At 69.7% G+C, this 23,524-nt stretch carries 26 protein-coding genes; 17 read left to right on the plus strand and 9 right to left on the minus strand.

Going from position 1 to position 23,524, the window contains the following annotated elements:
• Nucleotides 1-8: 8 nt before the first annotated feature.
• Entirely contained in the window at nucleotides 9-689 is a 681-nt protein-coding gene (locus GKO32_RS19960; protein WP_154758399.1) for a LysR substrate-binding domain-containing protein, read from the minus strand.
• Between the two features lie 46 nt (nucleotides 690-735).
• Between GKO32_RS19960 and GKO32_RS19965 the strand changes: the two genes are divergently transcribed.
• Nucleotides 736-1,110, plus strand: coding sequence for a DUF5997 family protein (locus GKO32_RS19965; RefSeq protein WP_154758400.1), 375 nt, complete (start codon nucleotides 736-738; stop codon nucleotides 1,108-1,110).
• Nucleotides 1,111-1,117: 7 nt separating this feature from the next.
• Here the strand turns inward: GKO32_RS19965 and GKO32_RS19970 are convergent, their stop codons facing one another.
• Complete coding sequence (locus GKO32_RS19970) at nucleotides 1,118-1,495, minus strand: VOC family protein (RefSeq protein ID WP_154758401.1); 378 nt, start codon at nucleotides 1,493-1,495, stop codon at nucleotides 1,118-1,120.
• Between the two features lie 21 nt (nucleotides 1,496-1,516).
• Nucleotides 1,517-2,113 carry a class I SAM-dependent methyltransferase gene (locus GKO32_RS19975; RefSeq protein WP_154758402.1) on the minus strand — a complete coding sequence of 199 codons (597 nt, stop codon included), beginning with the start codon at nucleotides 2,111-2,113 and terminating at the stop codon, nucleotides 1,517-1,519.
• Nucleotides 2,114-2,213: 100 nt separating this feature from the next.
• Between GKO32_RS19975 and GKO32_RS19980 the strand changes: the two genes are divergently transcribed.
• The 3 genes from GKO32_RS19980 to GKO32_RS19990 all read left to right on the plus strand — a co-directional run bounded on the left by GKO32_RS19980 (nucleotide 2,214) and on the right by GKO32_RS19990 (nucleotide 3,851).
• On the plus strand, nucleotides 2,214-2,534 hold the full coding sequence (locus GKO32_RS19980; RefSeq protein WP_312868178.1) for an ArsR/SmtB family transcription factor: 321 nt from the start codon (nucleotides 2,214-2,216) through the stop codon (nucleotides 2,532-2,534).
• Nucleotides 2,535-2,536: 2 nt separating this feature from the next.
• Nucleotides 2,537-3,535, plus strand: a complete 999-nt coding sequence (locus GKO32_RS19985) for an LLM class flavin-dependent oxidoreductase (RefSeq protein ID WP_154758429.1) — start codon at nucleotides 2,537-2,539, stop codon at nucleotides 3,533-3,535.
• Between the two features lie 103 nt (nucleotides 3,536-3,638).
• Nucleotides 3,639-3,851, plus strand: a complete 213-nt coding sequence (locus tag GKO32_RS19990) for a hypothetical protein (protein ID WP_154758403.1) — start codon at nucleotides 3,639-3,641, stop codon at nucleotides 3,849-3,851.
• A gap of 100 nt (nucleotides 3,852-3,951) precedes the next feature.
• On the opposite strand, the gene GKO32_RS19995 is transcribed toward GKO32_RS19990, so the two are convergent.
• Nucleotides 3,952-4,356, minus strand: coding sequence for a MarR family winged helix-turn-helix transcriptional regulator (locus GKO32_RS19995; RefSeq protein WP_312868179.1), 405 nt, complete (start codon nucleotides 4,354-4,356; stop codon nucleotides 3,952-3,954).
• An 86-nt stretch (nucleotides 4,357-4,442) separates the two neighbouring features.
• Between GKO32_RS19995 and GKO32_RS20000 the strand changes: the two genes are divergently transcribed.
• The 6 genes from GKO32_RS20000 (at nucleotide 4,443) to GKO32_RS20025 (ending at nucleotide 11,112) form a co-directional block, all read left to right on the plus strand.
• Complete coding sequence (locus tag GKO32_RS20000; RefSeq protein ID WP_154758404.1) at nucleotides 4,443-5,897, plus strand: MFS transporter; 1,455 nt, start codon at nucleotides 4,443-4,445, stop codon at nucleotides 5,895-5,897.
• 127 nt (nucleotides 5,898-6,024) lie between these two features.
• Nucleotides 6,025-7,188 (plus strand): sensor histidine kinase, encoded by a 1,164-nt coding sequence (locus tag GKO32_RS40200; RefSeq protein WP_166459658.1) that lies wholly within the window; start codon nucleotides 6,025-6,027, stop codon nucleotides 7,186-7,188.
• Entirely contained in the window at nucleotides 7,185-7,805 is a 621-nt protein-coding gene (locus GKO32_RS20010) for a response regulator (RefSeq protein ID WP_154758406.1), read from the plus strand. Before GKO32_RS40200 ends, GKO32_RS20010 begins: the two co-directional genes overlap by 4 nt.
• A 133-nt stretch (nucleotides 7,806-7,938) precedes the next feature.
• Complete coding sequence (locus GKO32_RS20015) at nucleotides 7,939-9,234, plus strand: enolase C-terminal domain-like protein (RefSeq protein WP_312868180.1); 1,296 nt, start codon at nucleotides 7,939-7,941, stop codon at nucleotides 9,232-9,234.
• Nucleotides 9,235-9,319: 85 nt separating this feature from the next.
• Complete coding sequence (locus GKO32_RS20020; RefSeq protein WP_312868181.1) at nucleotides 9,320-10,240, plus strand: aldo/keto reductase; 921 nt, start codon at nucleotides 9,320-9,322, stop codon at nucleotides 10,238-10,240.
• On the plus strand, nucleotides 10,237-11,112 hold the full coding sequence (locus GKO32_RS20025) for an amidohydrolase family protein (RefSeq protein WP_312868182.1): 876 nt from the start codon (nucleotides 10,237-10,239) through the stop codon (nucleotides 11,110-11,112). Before GKO32_RS20020 ends, GKO32_RS20025 begins: the two co-directional genes overlap by 4 nt.
• An 8-nt stretch (nucleotides 11,113-11,120) precedes the next feature.
• On the opposite strand, the gene GKO32_RS20030 is transcribed toward GKO32_RS20025, so the two are convergent.
• On the minus strand, nucleotides 11,121-11,423 hold the full coding sequence (locus tag GKO32_RS20030; RefSeq protein WP_154758408.1) for a hypothetical protein: 303 nt from the start codon (nucleotides 11,421-11,423) through the stop codon (nucleotides 11,121-11,123).
• Between the two features lie 342 nt (nucleotides 11,424-11,765).
• Between GKO32_RS20030 and GKO32_RS20040 the strand changes: the two genes are divergently transcribed.
• Complete coding sequence (locus tag GKO32_RS20040; protein WP_312868183.1) at nucleotides 11,766-13,610, plus strand: Gfo/Idh/MocA family protein; 1,845 nt, start codon at nucleotides 11,766-11,768, stop codon at nucleotides 13,608-13,610.
• Here GKO32_RS20040 and GKO32_RS20045 read toward each other — a convergent pair.
• Entirely contained in the window at nucleotides 13,591-14,787 is a 1,197-nt protein-coding gene (locus tag GKO32_RS20045; protein ID WP_154758409.1) for an AI-2E family transporter, read from the minus strand. The two genes, GKO32_RS20040 and GKO32_RS20045, sit on opposite strands and share 20 nt — an antisense overlap.
• 278 nt (nucleotides 14,788-15,065) lie before the next feature.
• Between GKO32_RS20045 and GKO32_RS20050 the strand changes: the two genes are divergently transcribed.
• A complete protein-coding gene (locus GKO32_RS20050; RefSeq protein ID WP_312868184.1) occupies nucleotides 15,066-16,340 on the plus strand; it encodes a lytic transglycosylase domain-containing protein in 1,275 nt (424 codons plus the stop codon).
• Between the two features lie 7 nt (nucleotides 16,341-16,347).
• Here the strand turns inward: GKO32_RS20050 and GKO32_RS20055 are convergent, their stop codons facing one another.
• The gene (locus GKO32_RS20055) at nucleotides 16,348-16,857 is read right to left on the minus strand and encodes a hypothetical protein (protein ID WP_154758410.1); all 510 of its coding nucleotides are present in this window, start codon (nucleotides 16,855-16,857) and stop codon (nucleotides 16,348-16,350) included.
• A gap of 73 nt (nucleotides 16,858-16,930) precedes the next feature.
• Here GKO32_RS20055 and GKO32_RS20060 point away from each other — a divergent pair, with 73 nt between their 5' ends.
• A complete protein-coding gene (locus GKO32_RS20060) occupies nucleotides 16,931-17,350 on the plus strand; it encodes a DUF5709 domain-containing protein (protein WP_154758411.1) in 420 nt (139 codons plus the stop codon).
• Nucleotides 17,351-17,778: 428 nt separating this feature from the next.
• On the opposite strand, the gene GKO32_RS20065 is transcribed toward GKO32_RS20060, so the two are convergent.
• Complete coding sequence (locus GKO32_RS20065) at nucleotides 17,779-18,357, minus strand: DivIVA domain-containing protein (RefSeq protein ID WP_166459659.1); 579 nt, start codon at nucleotides 18,355-18,357, stop codon at nucleotides 17,779-17,781.
• Nucleotides 18,358-18,571: 214 nt separating this feature from the next.
• Here GKO32_RS20065 and GKO32_RS20070 point away from each other — a divergent pair, with 214 nt between their 5' ends.
• From GKO32_RS20070 to GKO32_RS20080, 3 genes are all read left to right on the plus strand, one after another.
• Nucleotides 18,572-19,126: a GNAT family N-acetyltransferase gene (locus GKO32_RS20070; RefSeq protein ID WP_312868186.1), complete on the plus strand. Its 555-nt coding sequence runs from the start codon at nucleotides 18,572-18,574 to the stop codon at nucleotides 19,124-19,126.
• 251 nt (nucleotides 19,127-19,377) lie between these two features.
• On the plus strand, nucleotides 19,378-20,625 hold the full coding sequence (locus GKO32_RS20075) for a YcaO-like family protein (protein WP_154758414.1): 1,248 nt from the start codon (nucleotides 19,378-19,380) through the stop codon (nucleotides 20,623-20,625).
• A gap of 4 nt (nucleotides 20,626-20,629) precedes the next feature.
• Entirely contained in the window at nucleotides 20,630-21,805 is a 1,176-nt protein-coding gene (locus tag GKO32_RS20080; RefSeq protein ID WP_154758415.1) for a TfuA-like protein, read from the plus strand.
• Here GKO32_RS20080 and GKO32_RS20085 read toward each other — a convergent pair.
• A complete protein-coding gene (locus GKO32_RS20085; protein WP_154758416.1) occupies nucleotides 21,691-22,512 on the minus strand; it encodes a CDP-alcohol phosphatidyltransferase family protein in 822 nt (273 codons plus the stop codon). The genes GKO32_RS20080 and GKO32_RS20085 overlap by 115 nt on opposite strands.
• Before the next feature lie 33 nt (nucleotides 22,513-22,545).
• On the opposite strand from GKO32_RS20085, the gene GKO32_RS20090 reads away from it, so the two are divergent.
• Nucleotides 22,546-23,524: zinc-dependent alcohol dehydrogenase (locus GKO32_RS20090; RefSeq protein ID WP_154758417.1), on the plus strand; the 979-nt coding region annotated here is incomplete at its 3' end.

Genomic DNA, 23,524 nt, shown 5'->3' on the forward strand with positions numbered 1-23,524 from the left:
TCCGGGTGTCACCGCCGGCGGGGGTTTCCTCGCCGGCGGGGCGGGGTCTTCGCGGCCGGCTTGCGCTTGACGGGGGCTTTGGCCTGGGCCGGTGCCGGTCGTCCGCGGGTGCTGTTGACCGTGCGCCCGCGGACGATCCCGATGAACTGTTCCATCTCATCGGTCGTCTCGTCCTCGGGCCACGACAACGCGACGCGGGACTCCGGGACGTCCGAGAGCGGGCGATAGGTGAGGTCCCGGCGGTGGTGCAACCGGGCGAGCGACTGCGGCACCACGAGCAGGCCGGCCCCGGCCGCGACCAGTTCGATCGCGTCCCCGGTCGTCGCGGGGCGCTGGATCGCGGGCAGGCCGGGCGGCTGTTCCCAGCCGAGGGTGTCGTCGAGCGGGTGCAGCACGACGTCGTCGGCGAGATCGCCCGGGCTCACCTCGTCGGCCGCGGCGACGAGATGGTCCTTGGGGACCACGACGACGGTGGTCTCGGTGTAGAGCGGGATGGCGTGCAGACCGGACCGGTCCGTGGGCAGCCGGAGCAGGACCGCGTCCACGTCACGGCTGCGTACCAGGTCAGCGGCTTCGGCGGCGGCCACTGCGACAAGGGTGAGCGGGACGCGCGGCATGCGTTCGCCCCAGATCCGGACCCATTTCGCGGGCGTGACGCCGGGGACGTAGGCGAGCCGGAACGACGTCATACGGCCAAGATTACTGGCAGTGATCGCGACCCCTATCCTTGAGCCCATGACGGCGCGCAAGACCCCGCAGACGATGAAGCCCGCGACGGCGGCGAAGAAGCTCGGGGTGTACCTCGAGGCCACTCCCGCCCAGTTCCGGGAGGGCGTCGTCTCGCGCGACGAGCTGAACGCCCTGCAGGCCGACCCGCCCGAGTGGCTGCGCGAACTGCGCCGCAACGGCCCGCACCCCCGGCCGGTCGTCGCCGCGAAACTCGGCATCTCGATCAGCGGCCTCGCCCGCGGCGGCATCACCGAGGCGCTCACCACCGAGCAGATCGACGCGCTGAAAGCCGAGGCGCCCGACTGGCTGGAGCGGGAACGCGCCACGCAGGCGGAGGTCCGCCGGGAAGCCGCCCGGCTCAAGGAAACCAGGCCGGAGTGACGCGCGGTCAGCTTCCGTAGGGCCGGGTGATGATCTCCAGGCGGTGGCCGTTGGGGTCGTTCCAGTAGACGCCGCGGCCGCCGTCGTGGTGGTTGATCCGGCCGGGTTCGCGCTCGTACGGGTCGGCCCAGTACGGCAGCCCGCGGTCGGTGATCCGGCCGAAGATCTGGTCGAACTCGTCCTCGGCGACCAGGAACGCGTAGTGCTGGGGGTGCACGGGGCCGTCGGTGTCGGCCACGTCGAGCGAGACGTCGTTGGTCACCTGGACGACCGCGAACGGGCCGTAGCTCACCGCTTTGGGCAGGCCGAGGATGTCCGTGAGAAACGCCGCCGTCTCGTGCTTGTCCCGTGCTTCGACGATCGTGTGGTTCAGCTGTACCGGCATCGTTACCTCCTGCTACCGACGCTACTCCCGCGTCGCCAGCGCGAGGTAGCGTTCGTCGCCGTCGTCGACGGAATCGCAGTGCCAGCCCGCTCCGGCCAGTGCGGCACGGATGTTCGGCTCCGCACGAATGTCCTCTGTGGACAGTTCGCGGCCGTGCCTGCGGGCCAGTGCCGCGCGGCCCAGGGGATGGAACACCGCGAGCCGCCCGCCGGGGCGGCACACCCGGGCGAGCTCGGCCAGCCCGGCGAGCGGGTCGCCGAGATGGGCCAGCAGGCCGGCGGCGAACACCGCGTCGAGGCGCCCGGTGGGAAACGGGAGCCGCATCGCGTCGGCGAGGACAAGGGTGGCCACCTTGTCCCGGCCGCGCGCGGCGGCTTCGGCGAGCATCTCGGCGGTCACGTCGACCCCGAATACCGCGCCACCGGCGCCGACCGCGTCCCGCAGCTCCGGCAGGGCGCGACCGGTCCCGCACGCGACGTCCGCGACCGCCCCGCCTGCCGGGGGAGCCAGCTCGGCGACCGCCTGCCGGTAACGCGGGCCGTCGCCGGGGAACTTGGCCTCCCACCCGGCCGCCCGCGGACCGAAGAAGGCGCGCGTCGCCGCAAGGTCACCGCTCATGAACACCGGATTCTAGTCCCGCCCGTGACCGGCGCCACGATGCCGCGAACCCCGCCAGAGGACTAAGTTCGGGAATTAGCGAAATAACGAAGGTGGTCCCGTGCTCGACCAGTGCAAGGCCCTGGCCAACGACACCCGGCTGCGGATCCTCGAATGGCTCAAGGACCCGGCCGCCAACTTCGGCTGCCCGGAGGTCGTCGAACTCGGTGTGTGCGCCGGGCTGATCCAGCGGAAGGCCGGCACGTCGGCGTCCACGATGTCGGCGCATCTTGCGGTCCTGCAGCGGGCCGGATTCCTGACGGCGACGCGCCGCGGCCAGTGGATCTACTACCGGCGCGACGAGGACCGCATCCGGGCGTTCACCGAACATCTCAACCAGGTCCTCGTGCACGCGAGCGCGACGACACAGAAAGGCCGTTGACCATGCCCGTCGCCCTGTCCATCCTCGACCTGGCGCCGATCGCGCCGGGCCAGACCGCGCGCGAGACCTTCGCCGCCAGCGTCGAGCTCGCCCGCGCCGCCGAGCGCAACGGGTACCGCCGGGTCTGGTACGCCGAGCACCACAACGCGGCGACGATCGCGTCGAGCGCGACCAGCATCGTGATCGCGCATGTCGCCGAGCACACCGACAGCATCCGGCTCGGTTCCGGCGGGATCATGCTGCCCAACCACTCGCCGCTGGTGATCGCGGAGCAGTTCGGCACCCTGGGCTCGCTGTTCCCGGAGCGGATCGACCTCGGGCTCGGCCGCGCGCCCGGCACGGACCAGACCACGATGCACGCCATGCGCCGCGACGCGATGTCGGCGGACACGTTCCCGCAGGATGTGCTGGAACTGCAGGGGTATCTGCGCGGCAGGTCGCGTGTCTCGGGGGTGCAGGCCGTGCCCCGGCCTGAAGGTGAGGTGCCGCTGTACATCCTGGGTTCGTCGCTGTTCGGCGCCCAGCTCGCCGCACAGCTGGGCCTGCCCTACGGTTTTGCGTCGCATTTCGCGCCGGACGCGCTGCACCAGGCGGTGGCCGTCTACCGGCAGCATTTCCAGCCGTCGGACCAGCTCGCCGAGCCGTACGTCATCGCGGGGGTCAACGTGTACGCGGCCGACAATCGCGAAGACGCGTTGGTACAGCAGAAGATCGCAGGCCGGTTCCGGACGAGGTTGTTCATCGAGCGCGGCGCCGGCGGCAGGACCTACACCGACGAAGAGGTGGACGCTTTCATCGAGTCGCCGGGAGGGCGCCAGCTGAAGAGCATGACGAAGTACTCCGTCGCGGGCACTCAGGACGAAGTGCGCGAATACCTGACGGACTTTGCCGATTCCGTCGAGGCCGACGAGCTGATCACCGTGCACCACGCGGTGGATATCGCCGACCGGGTTCGTTCGGTGGAGCTGACCGCCGAGGCGATGCTGCAGGCGCACGTCTGAGCTCTCGCCACCGTCCGTGGTCCTCTTCGGACGGTGGCGGGAATAGCGCGTCCGGGTTCCGCGCTGTAGCCCGTGGTGGGGAGAGTGCCACGGAGGTGCGGAGATGAACGGCTCCGGTCAACGCCGGACTGTCGAGACCCGGTGTGGTCGGGAGATCTCGATCGGGCGGACGGTGCTGCCGGCGGTGCCGTTGCGCTGGGTCACGGTGCGGATCTCGTCAGGCCTTGGTGACGGCGGCGCGGAATGGGTGACCCTGAGCGGCGCCGAAGCGGCCGCACTCGCCGAGGCCCTGCTCGAACAGGCCAGGACCGTCTAGGGAGCACCGCGCGAGTTGACCTTTCCCGCTGCGCGAGTTGCGCGTTCCCGTCGCAAGCAACGCTCAACTCGCGCGCTCCCAACGCTCAACTCGCGCCGGCCTACCGTACGGCGACGGCTTTTCCGGACGGGGACAGCAGCTGCGCCAGCACCGCGCGATGGGTCGGCTTGGCCTGCCGGTAGCGTTCCCGGCCGGCGTCGGTGAGGGTGACGAAAATGCCGCGCCGGTCGGACTCGCACATCGACCGCTCGGCCAGACCTTCCCGCTCCAGCCGGGCGACGAGCCGGGACGTCGCGCTCTGGCTCAGGTGCACGACCTCCGTCAGGTCCGCGCCGCGGCACTGCCCGGTTTCGTTGCGCGCCAGCGCTTCCAGAGCTTCGAACTCGGTGACGCCGAGCCCGTGTTCTTCCTGCAGGCGGGTTTCGAGCGTGCCGGACACGGCCGCGTGAAGGGCCAGCAGGTCATGCCACTGGCGCACGAGACGTTGTTCGGCGACATCGCTCACGACGGGAATCTTAACATGCGGGAAAATATTATGCAAACGGATTAAATTCTCACGCATTAGATGCGTGCGCATGTAGTGTCGTCGTCATGAGCCCAACCGGACCACTGTCCACCACCTCCAACCGCTGGAACGCCCGGCTGTGGGGCGTCCTGCTCACCGTTTCCACCGTCATCGGGCTCGACGCGCTCGACGTGTCGATGGTCGGGGTCGCGCTCCCGTCCATCCGGACCGACCTGGGGCTGTCCACCAGCGCGCTGCAATGGGTCGTCAGCGGCTACGTCCTCGGCTACGGCGGCCTGCTCCTGCTCGGCGGCCGCGCGGCCGATCTGCTCGGCCGGCGTCGCGTCTTCCTCGTCGCGGTGAGCGTGTTCGCGCTCGCCTCGCTGCTCGGCGGCCTCGTCGACAGCGGCGCCCTGCTGATCGCGAGCCGGTTCGTCAAGGGACTGGCCGCGGCGTTCACCGCACCGGCCGCGCTGTCGATCATCACCACGACCTTCAAGGAAGGCCCCGCGCGCAACCGCGCGATCAGCATCTTCGCCGTGTTCGGTGCGAGCGGGTATTCGGCCGGGCTGGTGTTGTCCGGCCTGCTGACCGAAGTCGGCTGGCGCTGGACGTTCCTGCTGCCGGTGCCGATCGCACTCGCCGCGCTCGCCTTCGGCTCCCGGTTCATCCCCGCCTACCAGGCGGAGCGCTCCGGTGGTTACGACCTGCCCGGCGCGGTGACAGGTGCGCTCGGCGCGCTGCTGCTCGTGTTCGCGGTCGTCGAAGCGCCGCAGATCGGCTGGGGCGCGCCGCGCACGCTGATCTCGTTCGCCGCTGCGGCCGCGTTGCTGGCGGCGTTCGTGATCATCGAGAAACGCAGCCGGCATCCCTTGCTGCGCCTGGGCATCCTGCGTTCGGGGCCGCTCGCGCGGGCGAACCTGGGCGGGGTGTTGTTCTTCGGTCCGTACATCGGATTCCAGTTCGTCGTGATGCTCTACCTCCAGTCGGTGCTGCACTGGTCGGCGCTGCAGACCGCGCTCGGGTTCCTGCCGATGGCGCTGATCGTGGCGGTGAGTTCCCCGCGGATCGAGCCGCTCATCGAGCGCGCCGGCACGTCGCGCGCGATTCTCGGGGGCGTGGTCGCGCATGTCGCGGGCTACCTGCTGTTCCTGCGGGTCGACGAGCACTCCGGGTACTTCGGTTCGGTGTTCCCGAGCATGGTCCTGCTGGGGATCGGCTTCACGCTCGGATTCGCGGCGCTCAACATCCAGGCGACCGCCGGGATCGCCGACGACGAGCAGGGCCTGGCCGGTGGTTTGCTGAACACGTCGTTGCAGGTCGGCGGCGCGATCGGGCTCGCCATCACGACGGCCGTGCTGACCGCGAACGGCGGCCAGGACGCGTCCGCAGCCGCGCTGCTCACCGGACTGCGGCCCGCACTGACGGTGGTCAGTGGAATCGCCGCGCTCGGTCTGCTGATCGCCCTGTCCGGGATCCGTGCCCGCCGCGCACCGGAACCTTCGACGTTACCGGCAGTGTCGGCGGACGAGCTGGTTTGAACCGTCGGGGAGCCTTTTTCCCGGAAACGCACGCAAACGGTCACCGAGCAAAAGCACCGCATCCTCCGATTGGTGGATCGCGCGAAGAATGGCGCGAATTGTTCGCCGCGGGGTCACAATCGGAAAGGTGACCGTTGTCGAGAACCCGTGGCAGGCGCGACTCGACCGCCTGCGCCGGACCGCGCCGTTGCCCCTGCTGGCCGTTTCGACGGCCGTTTCCTTTGTCACACCGGAAAATCGGCCCACGGTCGGCGAAGCGGTGCTGGTTGTGGCCGCGGCGGTGTGGGCGTTACTGATCGGCACGCGGAAACAACAGGACCTGCCATGGCAGGTGAGTGCGCTCGCGGTGCACACCGGGCTCGCGGCCATCCTGGTGGGGACCGACCCGGCGTTCGGGATTTTCGCCTACACGGGTTTCTTGTTTGCCTATCCGCTCGCGAAACCGTGGCGCCTTGTCGGTTTCGCGGCCACCGCGCTGATTGTGTCGGCGTCGATTTCCGGCGGCTATCCGAGCGCGTTCAGCGGGCGTGGTCTCACCTATCTGCTCGTGGCGGCGGTGGTGCTGGTGCTGATGTTCCATTCCGCCGGCATCACCAGCCATGCGCTGGCACGCGACGACGAACGCGGCCGCATCGTCGCCGAGAACACCCGGCTGCAGGAGCAACTGGTCACGCAGGTGCGTGACGCGGGGATCGTCGAGGAGCGGCAGCGGATCGCCGGCGAAGTCCACGACACCCTGGCGCAGGGCCTCACCGGGATCATCGCCCAGCTCGCCGCGGCCGACCATGTCCGCGACGACCGGGAACAGCTGCGCCGGCATCTGGACCTGGCACGGTCGCTCGCGCGGGCCAGCCTCACCGAGGCGCGGCGGTCGGTGCGGGCGCTGCGCCCGGAGCAACTCGAAGGCGCGAACCTGCCGGCCGAGATCGGGACGCTGGCCAGGGAGTGGACCGAGCAGGCAGGCGTCCCCGCGCAGCTGAGCACCACCGGCAGGCCGCTGCGGGCCGCGGCGGGCATTCAGGACGTGCTGTTCCGGGTGGCGCAGGAGGCGCTCGCCAACGTCGCCAAGCACGCGCAGGCGGAGCAGGTCATGATCACGCTGACCTTTCTCGACGACACGCTGCTGCTCGATGTGCACGACGACGGGCACGGGTTCGACCCGGGCGCGCCGACCGACGGCTACGGCCTCGCCGGGATGCGCAAGCGGCTGGCGGGCGTCGGGGGAGTGCTGACCATCGAATCGGAGCCGGGTGACGGCGTCACGGTCAACGCGGCGGTACCACTGAGATGACGCCGATCCGCCTGCTCATCGTCGACGATCACCCGGTCGTCCGCGACGGGTTGTGCGGGTTGTTCAGCCGTGACGACGAATTCGAGGTGGTCGGGTCGGTGGGCACCGGGGCGGACGCGGTCCGGCTCGCCGAACACCACGAGGTGGACGTCGTGCTGATGGATCTGCGGATGCCGCGGATGAGCGGGGTCGACGCGACCCTGCGGTTGCGCGAAATCGGTCATCCCGCCCGGGTGCTCATCCTGACCACGTACGACACCGACCGGGAAGTGCTGCCCGCCATCGACGCGGGTGCCACCGGTTACCTGCTCAAGGACGCGCCGCGGGACGAGCTGGTGGGTGCGGTGCGGGCGGCCCATGCCGAGAAGGCCGTGCCCGCGCCGCCGGTCACGGACACGATGAGCCGGCCGGCTGGTGACGGCATGCTCAACGCCCGTGAGCTGGAGGTGCTGCGCCTGGTCGCTGAGGGCGCGAGCACCAAGGCGGTGGCCCGGCGGCTGCTGGTCAGCGAGACGACGATCAGGACCCAGCTGCGGCACATCTACCCGAAGCTCGGCGTCGGCGACCGCGCGGAGGCCGTGGCCGTCGCGTACCGGCGCGGGCTGATTCCTCGGTGACCGGTGCGGCGGCGGCCGTGCGAATGTCCACAAAGGACATCGCGGACCTGGCGGTGCTGCTGCCCCACCATGGCCGCAGGCCCGCTTCGCGTCTATCGTCGGTGTGACGACGGTCATACGAGGGAGTGTGTTTGTGGCCCGGATCATCGCCGTACAGACCAACGACGTGCGGTTTCCCACCTCGCGGACCCTCGACGGCTCCGACGCGATGAACCCCGATCCCGATTATTCGGTCGCCTACCTGCGAATCCGTACCGACGCCGCGGACGGCCACGAAGGGCACGGCTTCGTTTTCACCATCGGCCGCGGCAACGATGTCCAGGTCGCGGCCGTGCGTGCCCTCGGAGACCACCTCATCGGACGCGATGTCGCCGGGACCCTCGCGGATCTCGGCGGCGTGTGGCGAGAGCTGGTGCACGACTCGCAGCTGCGCTGGCTCGGCCCCGAGAAGGGGATCATGCACATGGCCATCGGCGCGGTCGTCAACGCGTTGTGGGATCTGCGCGCGAAGCGCGAGGGCAAACCGCTGTGGCAGCTGCTCGCGTCGCTGCCGCCCGGGGAACTCGTCGATCTCGTCGACTTCCGGTACCTCACCGACGCCCTCACCCGCGACGAGGCGCTCGGCATCCTCCGGGCCGCCGAGCCGGGCCGCGAGGAGCGCGAGGCGCGGTTGCTGGCCGAGGGCTATCCCGCGTACACGACCACCCCCGGCTGGCTCGGCTACGACGACGCCAAGCTCGCCCGGCTCTGCCGTGAGGCGGTCGCCGACGGGTTCACCCAGATCAAAATCAAGATCGGCGACGATCTCGGCGACGACATCCGGCGCCTGGGTATCGCACGCGAGGTGTGCGGGCCGGACATCCGGATCGCCGTCGACGCCAACCAGCGCTGGGACGTCGGCGACGCGATCACCTGGCTCGACGCGCTGCGCCCGTTCGAGCCGGCCTGGATCGAGGAGCCCACCAGCCCGGACGACGTGCTCGGGCATGCGGCGATCGCGAAGGCCGTCGCGCCGCTCCCGGTCGCCACCGGCGAGCACATCGCCAACCGTGTCGTGTTCAAGCAGTTCCTGCAGGCGGGGGCGCTGTCGGTGCTGCAACTGGACGCGACGCGAGTGGCCGGGGTCAACGAGAACGTCGCGATCCTGTTGCTGGCGGCCAAATTCGGCGTCCGGGTCTGCCCGCACGCGGGCGGGGCCGGATTGTGTGAAGCCGTGCAGCACCTGTCGATGTTCGACTATATAGCGGTTTCGGGCAGCGTCGAGAACCGCGTGATCGAGTTCATCGACCATCTTCACCAGCATTTCGTGACCCCGGTCGACGTGCGCGGCGGGCGGTACTACCCGCCGAAGGCCCCGGGCGCCGGCACCGAGATGCGGCAGGAGTCCATTGTGGAGTACAGCCATGGTTACCGATCCGTCCGAAAGTAGGCGGACACGGTCCGCAGCCGATCTGCCTGTAGACACCCATTTCCGCCGTGGCTGCCGTCGGATTGGTAACGAACGGCGCAGTAGCGTGCTGCCCGGCGGGCTCGGGCTCGGCGGGGCCACCCTCGGCAACCTGTTCGCGCCGATGGACGACGAGCAGGCACACGCGGTGCTGGAAGCCGCCTGGGACAGCGGGATCCGCTACTTCGACACCGCACCGCACTACGGTCTCGGCCTTTCCGAGCGCCGCCTCGGCGAATTCCTCGCCACCAAGCCGCGTGCGGAGTTCATGGTGTCCACCAAGGTGGGACGACTGCTGGAACCCGACCCCGGCGGCACCGGGCTGGACGACGCCAACCACTTCTCCGTGCCCGCGAAATACCGCCGGGTGTGGGATTTTTCCGCGACCGGTGTGCGGCGCAGCCTCGATGAGTCCCTCACCAGGCTCGGGCTCGACTCGGTGGATGTGGTGTACCTGCACGATCCGGACGAGTACGAGCTGGGCCCGGCGCTGGCCGAAGGGCTGCCCGCGGTGACCGCGCTGCGGGACGAGGGCGTCGTGTCCGCGGTCGGCCTCGGGTCGAAGTCACCCGAGGCGCTCGCCGCCGGTGCCCGCTCCGGAATGCTGGACCTGCTCATGGTCGCCGGGCGGTACACCGTGCTCGACCAGAGTTTCCTCCCGCCCGGAACCATGGAGGTCGTGGCTGCCGGGGTGTTCAACTCCGGTGTGCTGGCCACTTCGGAACCGTCCGAGTCGGCGCATTACGAATACGCGCCGGTGCCGCCCGAAGTGCTCGTGCGGGCGCGCGAGATTTCCGCGGTCTGCGCGGAGTTCGGGGTCGAACTGCCGGCCGCCGCGTTGCACTTCCCGTTGCGGCACAAGGATGTCCGCACGGTGGTCGTCGGCGCCACGACACCGGGTCAGGTATGGCGGGACCACGCGCACCTGCATGCCGTCGTGCCCGGTGAGTTGTGGACGGTCCTGCGGGACAAGGGGTTGATCCGGTGACACGGACGGACACCCACCTGCATCTGTGGGATCTGCGGGTGAGTGACTACGCGTGGCTGCCGGAAGGCCCGTTGCGCCGCACGTTCACCGCAGGTGAGGCCAAGTCCGAATTGGACGCTGCGGGCATCGGCTCGGCGATCCTGGTGCAGGCCGAGGATTCCGAAGTGGACACCGGGTTCCTGCTCGGTCAGGCGGCCGCACACGACTGGATCGCCGGGGTGGTCGGCTGGATCCGCCTCGATGAACCGGCGACTGCTCAGCGTCAACTCGAGCGGTGGCAAGGGAATCCGGCGTTAAGCGGCGTGCGGCATCTCGTACACGACGACCCGCGCGACGAGTTCCTCGAGCTGCCCACCGTGCGCCGCTCGCTGTCGCTTGTGGCCGAACACGGGCTGCCCTTCGACGTTCCCGACGCGTGGCCACGCCACCTCGCACGGACCGCCGAACTCGCCGATGCGCTGCCGGAACTCACCATCATCGTCGACCATCTCGGCAAACCGCCCCGGGCCCCTGACGCCTTCGCGAGCTGGCGGAGCACCATGCGTGATGTTGCCGCCCGGCCGAACACCGTCGCCAAGCTCTCCGGGCTCCAGCTGCCCGGGGAACCGTTCACCGTGGCCGCCGTGCGGCCCGCCGTCGAGGCGTCGTTCGAGCTGTTCGGCCAGGACCGGCTGATGTACGGGGGAGACTGGCCGATGACCGTCCACTTCGGAGGGTACGGCCCAGCGTGGAAAATCTATTCGGCCCTGCTCGGCGAGCTGTCCGAGAACGAACGGACGGCCGTGCTGTCCACGACCGCGGCCACCGTCTATGGGATCGGGCGCCGCGGCGCCACCGTCAGCCGTCACCAGGCCCGCCCTCCGCGGCGATGACAGCGAGCTCAGCCCGGCAGCGGCACCTCGTGCCACGGGCGGTGTGCGGCCAGGTTCACCTGCCACCGGTGCGCCCGCGCGCACATCAGCGCCTCGGTGCCGCGGGCGTGGTCGACCACCTGGCCGTCCGCCCACAGGATCAGCGCGGTCACCCCGCCCGGACCCGGCGTGAGCCCGATGCGCCAGACGCGCCCGCCCTGATCGAGGGTCGTTTCGGCGGTGGTCCAGCGGCCGGTGGACCCCGCGGTGATCCGCCACGCCGGATCACCGGCGAGGTCGGCCACCGATCCCGGCGGTTGTGCGCCGTTCATACTCCCTGCTCCTGGTGTTCAGCTTCCGTTCCCCTCCTCGCAATATAACCGCTTCCCGGCGGAACGCGGAGCGGTTGCGATCTGAATGACCGGGTAGCCGACCGCGGGCGGCGCGATCGCGGCGAGGCCGGCCAGCAGGAGCGTCAGCGGTTGCTCGCGCAGCAACGCCCCGAACGGCAACCGACGGGGAGAGCAGCGCGCCGAACACCAGCGCGGACGCGCTGCCGAAGATGTAGCTCCTTTTGGCGGCTATAGAAGCGACGGTTCCGGCCGTACCATGGCGCAAGTCTTCGGCCGTGTTGTTCGTCGCATGTGGACAGATGCGGCGGAAAGGGTTGTCCTGTGCTCACATGCGCCGGGCTCACCCTGTTCGTCGGCGGCCTGCCGATCCGGGACGCACTGGAGCGCCTCGGCTCGACGCTCGTGCCGATCGGCACCGGCGCGTCGGAGAAAGCGGTGCTGGCCATGGAAGCCCTCGGCGTCACCGCGTTGCATTCGACCCCGTCCTACGCCCGGGGCGCGCCGGTCACCGAAGGGCTCGGCAACGCCGACATGGCACCGGTGCTGTTCGGTGAGGAACCGGGCAGCGACGGCATGCGGTTCACCGGCGGACGGCATGTCGTGGCGGAGCTCATCGACCCGGACAGCGGCGAGCCCATCCCGGCCGAACATGGCGTCTCCGGCGAACTGGTCTATACCTCGGTGGACCGCGAACGCTGCCCGCCGGTGCGTTTCCGCACCCGCGACCGGGTCGTCGTGACCGATATGGCCGCTGACGGCGCACCGCTGATCCGCTGCATCGGCCGCACGGACGACATGCTGACCGTGCTCGGCGTCAACGTTTTCCCGTCCGCTGTCAGGGATCTCGTGCAGAGCCGGCATCCCCGCACGACCGGCGCGGTGCAGATCGTGGTGCCCGGCGCCGGGCCGCGGGTGGAGCCGCCGTTGCGCGTCGAAGCCGAATGGGGTGAGGCACCGGGTGACCGGGCGCAGCTGCGTGAAGAGCTGGAAAACCTCATCCGCGCCCGGCTTTCCGTGCGGGCCGAGGTCACCCTCGTGCCACCGGGCACGGTGGAACGTTCGGAAATGAAGTCTCGGCTCGTCCGTCCCGCGGGCTGGCCACAGCCTGAACACCGCCACGGTAAGTTCACCGGTATGGCAGTCATCCGCACGGGAATCGCAGGCTTCGGTCTCGCGGGCCGGATCTTTCACGCGCCGTTCATCGAGGCCGACCCGTCGTACTCGCTCGAGGCCGTCGTCACCCGTGACGAGACTCGCCGCGCCGAAGCCGCCGCGTACCCGTCGGTGCGGGTCGTGCCCACTGTGGACGATCTTCATGGTCTGGACCTCGATCTCGTCGTCATCGGCACACCCCCGGCCACGCACGCCGGACTCGCGCACACCTTGCTCGACGCCGGGATCTCCGTCGTGATCGACAAGCCGTTCTGTGTCACGGCGGACGAAGGCCGGGAGCTGGTCGCGAAGGCGGAGCGGCGGGGCCTGACGCTCACTGTGTTCCAGAATCGCCGGTGGGACGGCGACTTCCAGACGGTGCGGGAACTCGTGGCCGACGGCGCTCTGGGTGACGTGTGGCGGTTCGAGTCGCGGTTCGAACGATGGCGGACCGGTCGGGCCACGTCGTGGAAAACCTCGGCCACCATCGGCGAGGGCGGCGGCATCCTGTACGACCTGGGCACCCACCTGATCGATCAGGCGCTGCACCTGTTCGGCGACGCGCAACCGGAGTACGCCGAGGTGACCGGGCGCGGCGCGGGCGCGGTGGCCGATGACGACGCGTTCGTGGTGCTGAAACACCAGTCCGGTGTGCGCTCGCACCTGTGGCTCAGCGGTGTCGCCGCACAGGCCGGCCCCCGGTTCCGGCTGCTGGGCTCAGCCGGCGGCTACACCAAATACGGCCTCGACCCGCAGGAGGGCGCGCTCAAGTCGGGCGTCTCGCCCACCGCCCCCGGGTTCGGGAACGAACCGGACGAAGCGTGGGGCTCGCTCGGTATCGACGGGGACACCCGGCGAATTCCCACGAAACCCGGCAACTACGCGGGCTTCTACGCCGAACTGGCGCGGACCCTGCGTGACGGCGCCCCGCCGCCGGTGGACCCTCGTGACGCGATCCGGGTCCTCGACCTCATCGAAGCGATCCACCGCGGGGTTACTCTGGCTCCTCGTTGACCGGCTGGTCCGGCAGGGGCCGCGCACTGCCTGGCCGCATGGCGTCGATCCCCTCCGGGTCCAGGTCCGGGTCCCGCAGCAACGATCCGACCGCCGACTTCACCACCGCGAGGATCGGCACCGCGAGCAACGCGCCGACGATTCCGGAGACCTCCACCCCCACCGCGATGGCCAGCACCACGGCGAGCGGGTGCAGCCGGACCGCGCGCCCGAGCAGGAACGGTTGCAGCACATGGCCTTCCAGCTGCATCACGCCGATGAGGATGGCCAGCACGATGAGCGCGGCGACGAACCCCTTGGCCACGAGCGCGACCAGCACCGCGACCGCGCCGGCCGCGACCGCGCCGATGATGGGGATGAACGCGCCGACGAAGATGATCGCGGCGAGGGGCACGGCCAGTGGCACCCCGACGATCCAGATCCCGACGCCGATGCACACCGCGTCCAGGCACGCGACGGCGACGGTCGCCCGGACGTAGCTGACGAGCGAGGCGAACCCGCGGCGCCCGGCGACGTCCACCTTGTTCCGCACGTCCCGCGGAACGGCCCGCAGCGTGAACTCCCACACCTGCGAACCGCCGTACAGGAAGAAGATCAGGGTGAACAGCGCGAGCAGCGCCTCCGTCGCGGTGGTGCCGATGGTGGTCGCAGTGCTGAGCGCACGGCCGACCCATTCGTTGGAGTTGCCCTGCAGCGCGCCGACCGTGCGATCGATGAACTGCTGAAGCTGGTCGTGGGACAGGTGCAGCGGGCCGCGCTGCAGCCAGCCGTTGATGTTGCCGAGGCTCGCCGAGAGTTGTTGCTGCAGCTGCGGCAGGCTCGCGGCGATCGTGGTGATGACGAGGGTGAGGATGCCGCCGACCACGAGCAGCCCCACGACGATGGCGATGACCGTCGCGAGCGCGCGCGGGACGTGCCATCGCACGAGCCGGTTCACCAGGGGCGCGAACAGCGCGGACACCAGCAGTGCGATGCCGACCGGGATGGTGACCGCGGACAGGTAACCCAGCACCCAGCCGATGACGCCGACCGCCGCGATGATGAGCAGGAACCGCCAGCTCAGCGCCGCGGCGACGCGGACCCGCCACGGCACGGCATGCCCGGCATTGCGGTACTGGCTCCCCGCGGCACCCGGCGTGCTGCCGCCGCCCGCCGGACGTTCCGCCCCGTCACCCATCGTGCACCTCCCATTGACCTGCTCTACTCGCAGTGTCCCGCACACGGTGATGGAACCACGCCACGACGGCGCACACCTGCGATATTTCCGGGGGAGTTCCCACTGGGCGGTCCGCGCCAACCTCTCCGGCCGCCGACTTTCGGGCACTGCCCGGGTAATGCGCGGGAAAGGCAAGGCAAACAGCCAGGAATGTCGCTGCGGGTGACCGGCGCGGGGCTATATCATCGGCGAGGCCGGGGGGAAAGGCCGCCCGGACAACGAGGACCCGGGGGCATGGAGTGCGACGTGCGGACGGCGCCGGTGAGACAGGCCGAAGATTCGGCGGTCAGAAGGCGAAGGCCGGTGCGCTCGCGGCCGCATCGCTCGCCTTGGTCCCTTTCCTTGCCGGCGGCGGTGTTCCGATAGCACTCACGTCCACTGTGGACACTCCGCAGGTCGGTGTGGACGGTCAGCCCGCCACCGGTCCCGCGCTGAGCCCTGAGGTTCTCGGCGCCGCCGGCAGCCCGATGTTGCTGCTCCAGCAACTGCCTTCGTTCGCCGACGTGCCGCTGACCCCGCTGGGCGCGCCCGTGGTGAGCGCGCTCGGCATTCCCGAGTCCGCGCTGAACGCCTACCACCGCGCCGAGCGGGACCTGGCGCGGCTGGCGCCGGGGTGTCACCTGAGCTGGTCGCTGCTGGCGGCGATCGGCCGGATCGAGTCGAATCATGCCCGTGGTGGCCGGGTGAACGCGGCCGGCGCGGCGGTGTCCCCGATCCTGGGGCCGATTCTCAACGGCGTCGGGGTCGCCGCGATCCCGGACACCGACGGCGGCCGCTACGACGGTGATACGCACTGGGACCGTGCGGTCGGTCCCATGCAGTTCATCCCGGGCACCTGGCGTAATTACGCTTCGGATGGCAACGGTGACGGGGTGGCTGATCCGGACAACCTCTACGACGCGGCGCTGGCCGCCGGGAAGTACCTGTGTGCCGGCGGCGGAGATCTGCGGGATCCGCGGCAGCGGGCGGAGGCGGTGTTCCGGTACAACCAGTCCGACACGTATGTGCGCACGGTGCTGCTGTGGGCCGATGCCTACGAGCGGGGGGCCGGCTCGGTGCCTGATGGCCTGTTGCCCGCCGGGCCGATCGCCGGGGCCGCGGGTTTGCCGGGTCCGGTCGCGGTGCCGCCGCCTCCGGTGACGGTGCCTGCCGCGCCACCCGTGCCGCCCGCGCCGCCGGCAGGGACGGTGCCTGGTTCGCCGCCCGCGCCGCCGTCCGGTCCGCCGGGCGCGCCAGGCCCGTCTGGTCCGCCGGGGCCGTCCGGTCCTGCCGGTCCGCCGGGGCCGGGCGACGGGACGCGGCCGCCGAGTTCCACCACCACCACCACCACCACGCCGTCCACGACGACTACTACTTCGACGACGACGACCACCACCACCACGTCGCCGGGCACAACGACCACGACGGCGCCATCCTGCACGACGACACCGTCCACATCGGACAGTACGACCACGACCGCGCCGTCGAGCACGACGACGGCGCCGTCCACCACTCAGCCACCGGCGTGCGGCTGACCGGGCTTCAGGACAGGGTGCGAGACCGCTTCACGGCCTGGACGTACTCGTTGGACGTGCCGAGCCAGGCGAACACCAGCCCGGCCACGGCGAGTACCAGCGCTATGTACCCGACGACGCCGCTGGCACGGCCCGTCGCCAGTGAGATCAGCTGGATCACGGTGAGCACGGTGAGCGTGATGCGTGCCCAGTTGCGTCCGGCGCGGAGCTTGAACGCGAGCCAGAGGTAGATCAGCGAGATCAGCAGGGCGACGACCAGCGAGACGATGAGGATGAGGTTGGCGCCGTTCTGGATCTGGCTCTCGGTGAGGCCGGCGGTGTTGTTCCGGCGGATGGTGTCCACGATCTGGTCCTTGCTGCCGAGCAGGAGCAGGGCGGAGACGATCCCGATGACGGTGGACCCGAGGTAGCAGTAGAACGCCACGGTGATCGTGGTCGGGATGGGAGGCTTGGCGGCGGGTGGGGAGGCGTCCCCGCCGGAGGGGAAGGGCTCGTAGGGTCCTGGTGACTCGGTCATGCAGGAAATCTAGAGCACGCCGGTGCGTTCCGCCGCACAATGGGCTTTTCCGCGTGCACGATGGGAGCAGGCCATGGCCGACTGGCCGGATGACAACGATGACGAGGTCTTCGAGCAGCTCGACGGCGACGACACCCTGGAATACGGGCGCCCCGAAGATCCACTCGACGAGGGCTACACCGCCGCTGAACGCCCTTGGGCCGTGGATGACTGGGGCACCACGCCGCGAGAGGAACGATCGGGCGAGGGCCTGGACCGCCGCCTGGCGCGGGAGTTACCCGACGAGGACGGCGATTTCGGCGACCTCGGCGACACGGACGACACGGACGGCGAGCTACGAGACGACGAGGTCGGCGACTCCCGCGCGGGCCGCCTGGTCGCGGCGGAGGCAGGGGACGAAGAACTCCGCGCGACCGACCTCGGCATCGACGGCGCCGCCGCGTCAGCCGAAGAGGCAGCGATCCACGTAGTCCCCGGCCCGGACGACGGCTGACGCCGCGGTGCGTGGGCGCGGGAATGCATGTTCTCGGGGTGAGTGGGCTGGGCCTGGCCACGGCGTGGGTGCCTGCCGGGTGCTCGGCGGCGGTGAGATCGGGACCGGGCGCTGGTGCCGCGGAGCGCGGGCGCCGGGGTCTCTGTGGGGTCAGGGTCTCTGTGGCGGCGGGAGCGCCTGGTTCCGCGGGTGCGCGTGGCCTCGGTGAGACCGGGACCGACCGCTGCGACGCGGGAGCACTGTCGCCGCACGGGCTGCCGATGCCGCGGAGGGGCCGGGAAGCCTGATACTGCCGAGCGCTGATGCCGTGGAGCGCCGGTGCCGTGGACCGCGTCGGCTGGCCGTCCCGCCGAGCCTTGGTGCCGCTGAGTACCGAGGCTGCGAAGGACGCCATCCCCCGGAGGCCACCCCGGAGGCCACGGCGGGCGTCAGTCGGCGGCGGCTTTGCTCAGGCGGGCCTTCGCCTCGGCGATCGCGGCGGGGGGTTTCGGTGCTGGGTCGCGGGGTTTCGGTGTCGCCTTCTCCGTCAGGCGCTCGGTCACCAGGTCCACGGTCTGGCCGATCTTCACCAGCTGCTCCAGCAACTCCGCACGGGTTTCGCGCAGCTTCGCGACGTCCTTCTCGGCGCGCTCCACCATCCGCCGGGACTCCTCGGCCGACGCCTTCGCCGCCTGGTCGCGGAAGCGCCTGGCCTGGTCGGCTTCCTGTTCCAGCTCCGCCCGCAACTGGGCGACCTCCTCCACCGCCTGCTCGCGGATCTCCCTGGCCTCCGACTCGGCCAGCGCCACGATCCGCTCCACCCGCGCGCCCATGGTGCCGGACCCCGGCGAGGGCAACGGCACCGCCGGGTCCGCCGCCAGCTCGTCCAGCCGTTGCTCGGCTTCCCGCAACGCGGCGGCCAGGCGTTCCGCCTTCACCCGCGCCGATCGCACATACTCGTCGACCTCCTGGCGGTCGTAGCCACGAAAGGTCGTCGGGAACGTAGGCGTTTCCTCGTCCGATGACATGTCCCGATCCTGAGCGGCCGCTCGAAGGACGGCAAACCGGATCGTGTGAACCCGCCCGTTCGGTTGAACTCGCCTCCGTGTGCGGGAGGGCAAGGCCGGTGGCATTTCGGGCACAGACCCGGTCAAGTGCTACTTGCCCCCCGGATGTGTTACCTAATCTGCTGGCAACTCAGGCGGCATGCCATCGCAAAGGAGCAGGCATGGAGACCGGATAGTGTTGCGCGTTCCCCTCGGCGACGACGGCGCCGAACTCCGGCTGCTCGAGCCGTACCAGGCTGTGGAGTTCATCGCCCTCGTCGACCGGGGCCGCGAGTTCATCGGACGATATCTCCGGTTTCCGGACACCGTCACGGATCTCGCCTCCGGACGGTCGTTCCTCCAGGACTTCGCCGACAAGACCGCGGCCGACACGGGACGGATCTACGGAATCTGGCTGGCCGGCCAGCTCGTCGGCAGCGTCATCTTCGCGATGATCGACGCCGGGACCGGGATCGCGGAAGCGGGCTGCTGGCTCGAACCTTCCGCGGCGGGCAAAGGCCTTGTCACCAGGGCCGCGCGCGCCATCATCGACTGGGCCATCAACGAGCGCGGAATTCACCGGGTGGAATGGCGGGCCGCCGTCGCCAACGAAGCCAGTATCGCGGTGGCCAAACGGCTCGGCATGACGCGGGAAGGTGTGCTGCGCGAATATTATCTCCATCGCGGCACGCGTTTTGACGTGGAGGTTTGGTCGATACTGGCACCGGAATGGAAAGCCGCCGGCGCCTAAATCGACAAAGACTTGACTACATCATCCGAAACCTGGTTATGATTCGTCGCCCCCACTGGTCGGGGCGTTCTGAAATAACAGTCGAAGGGATGTTAGCAATGAAGCGCACCTCGAAGACCGACAGTATCAAGCGCCCGCTCCGCACCATGCTGTAGAAAACCGGTGGGGTGGTCACGTTGCGACGGCACGCGACCACCCCACGCGGGCCGCGATAACGGAATGCCACATCCGAGAATACCGATAGGCATCTCATGAAACTGCGGGCTGAGGAGTTCACCACGTTGCGGGCGAGTCATTTCGCGCCCATACCCGAAGTAACAGGTGCCGGGCATGTGAAGTCGTTCGCCGAAACCTGGAATTGGCTCGAGCCGCTTTTGTCGCGCGTGCCGATCACTCGTGTCTACGACGCAACCCCCATTGACGTGGTCGGGCTCCCGGTGTGGTCCGCCGTGGCTCCGATGGCCCGCGATCTGACCGTTCACGCAGGTAAGGGCACCACCGCGCAGGCGGCGAAGATCAGCGCCGTGATGGAAGCCATCGAGCGGACGTCCGCCGAGGAATTGTCGCCGGACCGCGTGGTGCGAGGTTCCTACCGCGATCTGATGAATTCTGACGCCATCGATCCGGCTTTGTTCGACCTTTCGTTCGATACCGGCTACACGCCGGATACGAAGGTAATGTGGACCGGCGCCTATGACCTGATCAGCGGCAGGCATTCTCTCGTTCCGGCTGATCTGGTGATCAGCCCCGCCGCGGAGGAAATGTGCACCGGTCCCGAAACCAATGGGCTGGCGTCCGGAAACACCTACACCGAAGCGACCTTGCACGCCCTGTATGAGGTGGTCGAGCGGAATTCCGTTTCCGCGGAGGATTTCTATCATACCCATCACGACCCGATGTGGTCACGGAATCGAGGGCTCCGGATAATCGATCCGGCCAGCTTGCCCGAACGGGTCTCGGAACTGGTCGCGAAACTCGCCGGAAACGGTCTCGACGTCTGCATCGACGAGGTGTCCGCCGGCGTCGATATCCCGGTCATCCGGGTGACCCTGCTCGATGAATATTTTCCCGGTTACGAAGGAAGAACAACCTCGTTCCTCGGCTGTGGGGCCGACCTGAATCCGGCCCGTGCGGCGATCCGGGCCATTACCGAAGCGGCGCAGGCACATACGGTCGTCGCCATCGGAGCCCGTGACGAATTCGAGGGGATGCGCCCGGTGCCACAGCGCCCGGCCATGCTGCAGCGTCAGAACCTCTTGCGGTACGGGCCGGCCCGGCATCCGTTCCCGGCTGATTCGGACACCGGCGACCTGTACCGCAACCTGGGCGAGGTCCTGCGCCGATTGCGCCTCGCCGGTCACTCGCGGTGCCTGGTCAGCGAACTGACTCGCCGTGACGTCGGGGTGCCGGTGGTGCGGGTGCTCGTTCCCGGCCTCGCGGCGCCCTACGGCGACAGTTCCCGTGCCCCCACTCGGCGCCTGCTGGAAGAGGTGGTCTAGTCCAGTGACGACGACGGTCTTCACCGGTCCATCGCTGGGACCGGACGAGGTGCGACGCCTGCTTCCCGGCGTCCAGGTCCTGCCTCCGGCCCGGCGCGGTGATCTGTACGCGGTCAGGGAAGCGGGAAGCGGCCGCCTTCTCATCATCGACGGCACTTTCTCCCACACGCTCGCGATTTCACCGCGCGAAGTGATCGAGGTGACGAGCGACGGAGCCGAGGTCATCGGCGCGTCGAGCATGGGTGCGATCCGCGCGGCGGAATGCCACCCCATGGGGACCCGGGGGATCGGCGCGATCTACCGGGCGTACCGGGCGGGGATTCTCACCTCGGACGACGCGGTTGCCGTCACGACGAACCCGGACGACAACTACGCGGCGGTGAGCGTGGCGCTGGTCAACGTCCACGCGGCAGCGACCCAGCTACGGGGCCGTGGCCTGCTCAGCGCATCGGAAGCGGTCGCGCTGAAAAAGGCGGCCGCCGAAACGTTCTTCGCCGATCGATCCTGGCCGCACCTGTTGAGACAGGCCGGAATCGGGGACCGTGGCGGACTGCTGGAAACGGCGTGCCGCCGCGTCGACCTCAAACGCCGGGACGCCCTTCGCGCGGTGCGGTTCGTGGCGGGCCTCGCGGCTGCGGTCCCCTCACCGCACACCACGGCGTTCACCCGGCCCGTCCGTTACACCGGTCACGATCCCTTGCTGGGCAACGATTCCCGGACGGCAGGGGAGGAGCTCGTTCGCTGGCTTTTCGGCAGTGGGCGATATCAGAAGTACGTGTGGCCGCTGGTCGTCGGCGAACCGGAGTTCGCCCGCTCGCCGGGGGCGCAGGACCGGCCGCACCAGCTCCGAGAACGTCTCGCCACGACGCTCGCTCGCGTGCTGCGTGACACTCGCCTGATCGCCGACCGCCTGGTGTGCGAGCTGACGTTTCTCGAGGAGTTCGAGACCGAGTTGATGCAGTGGCACGCCGTTCGCCGCGTCGCCGGGTTGAAGAAGGCCGAGGGCGTCGAACCCGGGGACAAGCTGATCAGGCGCACCAGGGAATCGCTCGCCATCGCGCACGGCTACGAGGACTGGCGGTCGCTGGCCTCGGACAGCACCGATGGGAAGGTGTTCGGCGCGATACCGTTGACCTGGATCGAAGAGGCCTGCGCGAACCTGTCGCTCGCGCGTGCCTGACGGTGCCGCCACAACCAGTGCACGTCGCGGCCGAAGGACCAGGTCAGCAGCGCGAGCGCGCAGGCGGTCACCACGACCGTGACAACAAGAGGCAGCACACCCGACGCGGCGACCACCAGCACGATGCCCTGGAGCGCCGCGACCGTCTTGCGCGCGAAACTCGGCGGCAGGGCCCCGCCCAGCCACGGCATCGCCCAGGCCGCCGCGACGAAGGCGTACCGCATCGCGCCGATCGCGAGCACCCACAGCCCGTGTGCCAGCGCGACCTGGACGCTCAGCACCAGGATCAGGAACGCGTCCACCTCCATGTCGAAGCGCGCGCCGAGCGCCGACGTCGTGCCGGTGCGCCGGGCGACCTGCCCGTCCACCCCGTCGAGCACAAGCGCCACCGAGGCCAGCGTCACGAACAGCGCCACCGGTTGCGCCGTGCCGGCGCGGTCGACGACCAGCGCGGCGACACCACCGACGAGGACCGCCCTGGCGAGCGTCACAAGATCGGCCGGACCCAGCGTGGACGAGCGGGAACGCCGCGTCGCGGACGTGAGCAGCGCCCACAGCGCGGCGCCGAACACACTGCCGGTCAGCCAGCCTGCCGGCCCGAGGCCGGCGAGCGCGCCGAGCCCCGCCAGCAGCAGGATCTGCGCGGCCAATCCGGCGGCGAGCTCCTGACCGGCGGGGACTGTGCTGTACTCGGCTCGTGTGATCATCGTTTCCCTTGTGCGCGAAATGGAAGGACATCGATGACACGAACCGCGCGGGCGTTCTGGTTCAATCCGCCCGGCCACGGTGAGCTCCGCACGGCCGACGTCGGCACCCCGGGGGCCGGGGAAGTGCTGGTGCGCACGCTGTTCTCCGGGGTGAGCCGCGGCACCGAATCGCTCGTGCTGCGGGGCGGCGTGCCACCGAGCCAGTACGAGCTCATGCGCGCGCCGTTCCAGGAAGGGGAGTTCCCCGGGCCGGTCAAGTACGGCTACCTCAACGTCGGCGTGGTCGAGGAAGGAGAGCCGGATCTGCTCGGGCGCACCGTGTTCTGTCTGTACCCGCATCAAACCCATTACATCGTGCCGTCGTCCGCCGTCACCGTGGTGCCCGACGCGGTCCCGGCGAACCGGGCGATCCTGGCCGGCACCGTGGAGACTGCGGTCAACGCGTTGTGGGACGCCGCGCCGCTGATCGGAGACCGGATCGCGGTGGTCGGCGCCGGCATGGTCGGGGCCAGTGTCGCCGGGCTGCTGGCCGGGTTCCCGGGCGCGCGGGTGCAGCTGGTCGACGCCGACCCGGCGCGCCGGGAGATCGCGGACGCGTTCGGAATCTCCTTTGCCACCCCGGAAACCGCCGCGCACGACTGTGATCTCGTGGTGCATGCGAGCGCGACCGACGCCGGGCTCGCGCGGTCACTCGAACTGCTCGGCACGGAGGGCGAGGTCGTCGAGCTGAGCTGGTACGGGGACCGGAAGGTGAGCGTGCCTCTCGGTGAGTTCTTCCATTCGCGGCGGCTGTCCGTCCGCGCCAGCCAGGTCGGCATGGTCTCGCCGGCACGGCGCGCGCGCCGCACGTTCGGCGACCGGGTCGCGCTCGCGCTCGAGCTGCTGGCCAACCCGGCGTTCGAGGTGCTGATCACGGGGGAGAGCGGTTTCGACGAGCTGCCCGAGGTGCTGCCACGGCTCGCGGACGGTTCACTTCCCGCGCTGTGCCACAGAGTTGTCTACGCGCCAGCCC

The organism is Amycolatopsis pithecellobii, assembly GCF_009707865.1.
In the GTDB taxonomy this organism is placed as follows: domain Bacteria; phylum Actinomycetota; class Actinomycetes; order Mycobacteriales; family Pseudonocardiaceae; genus Amycolatopsis_E; species Amycolatopsis_E pithecellobii.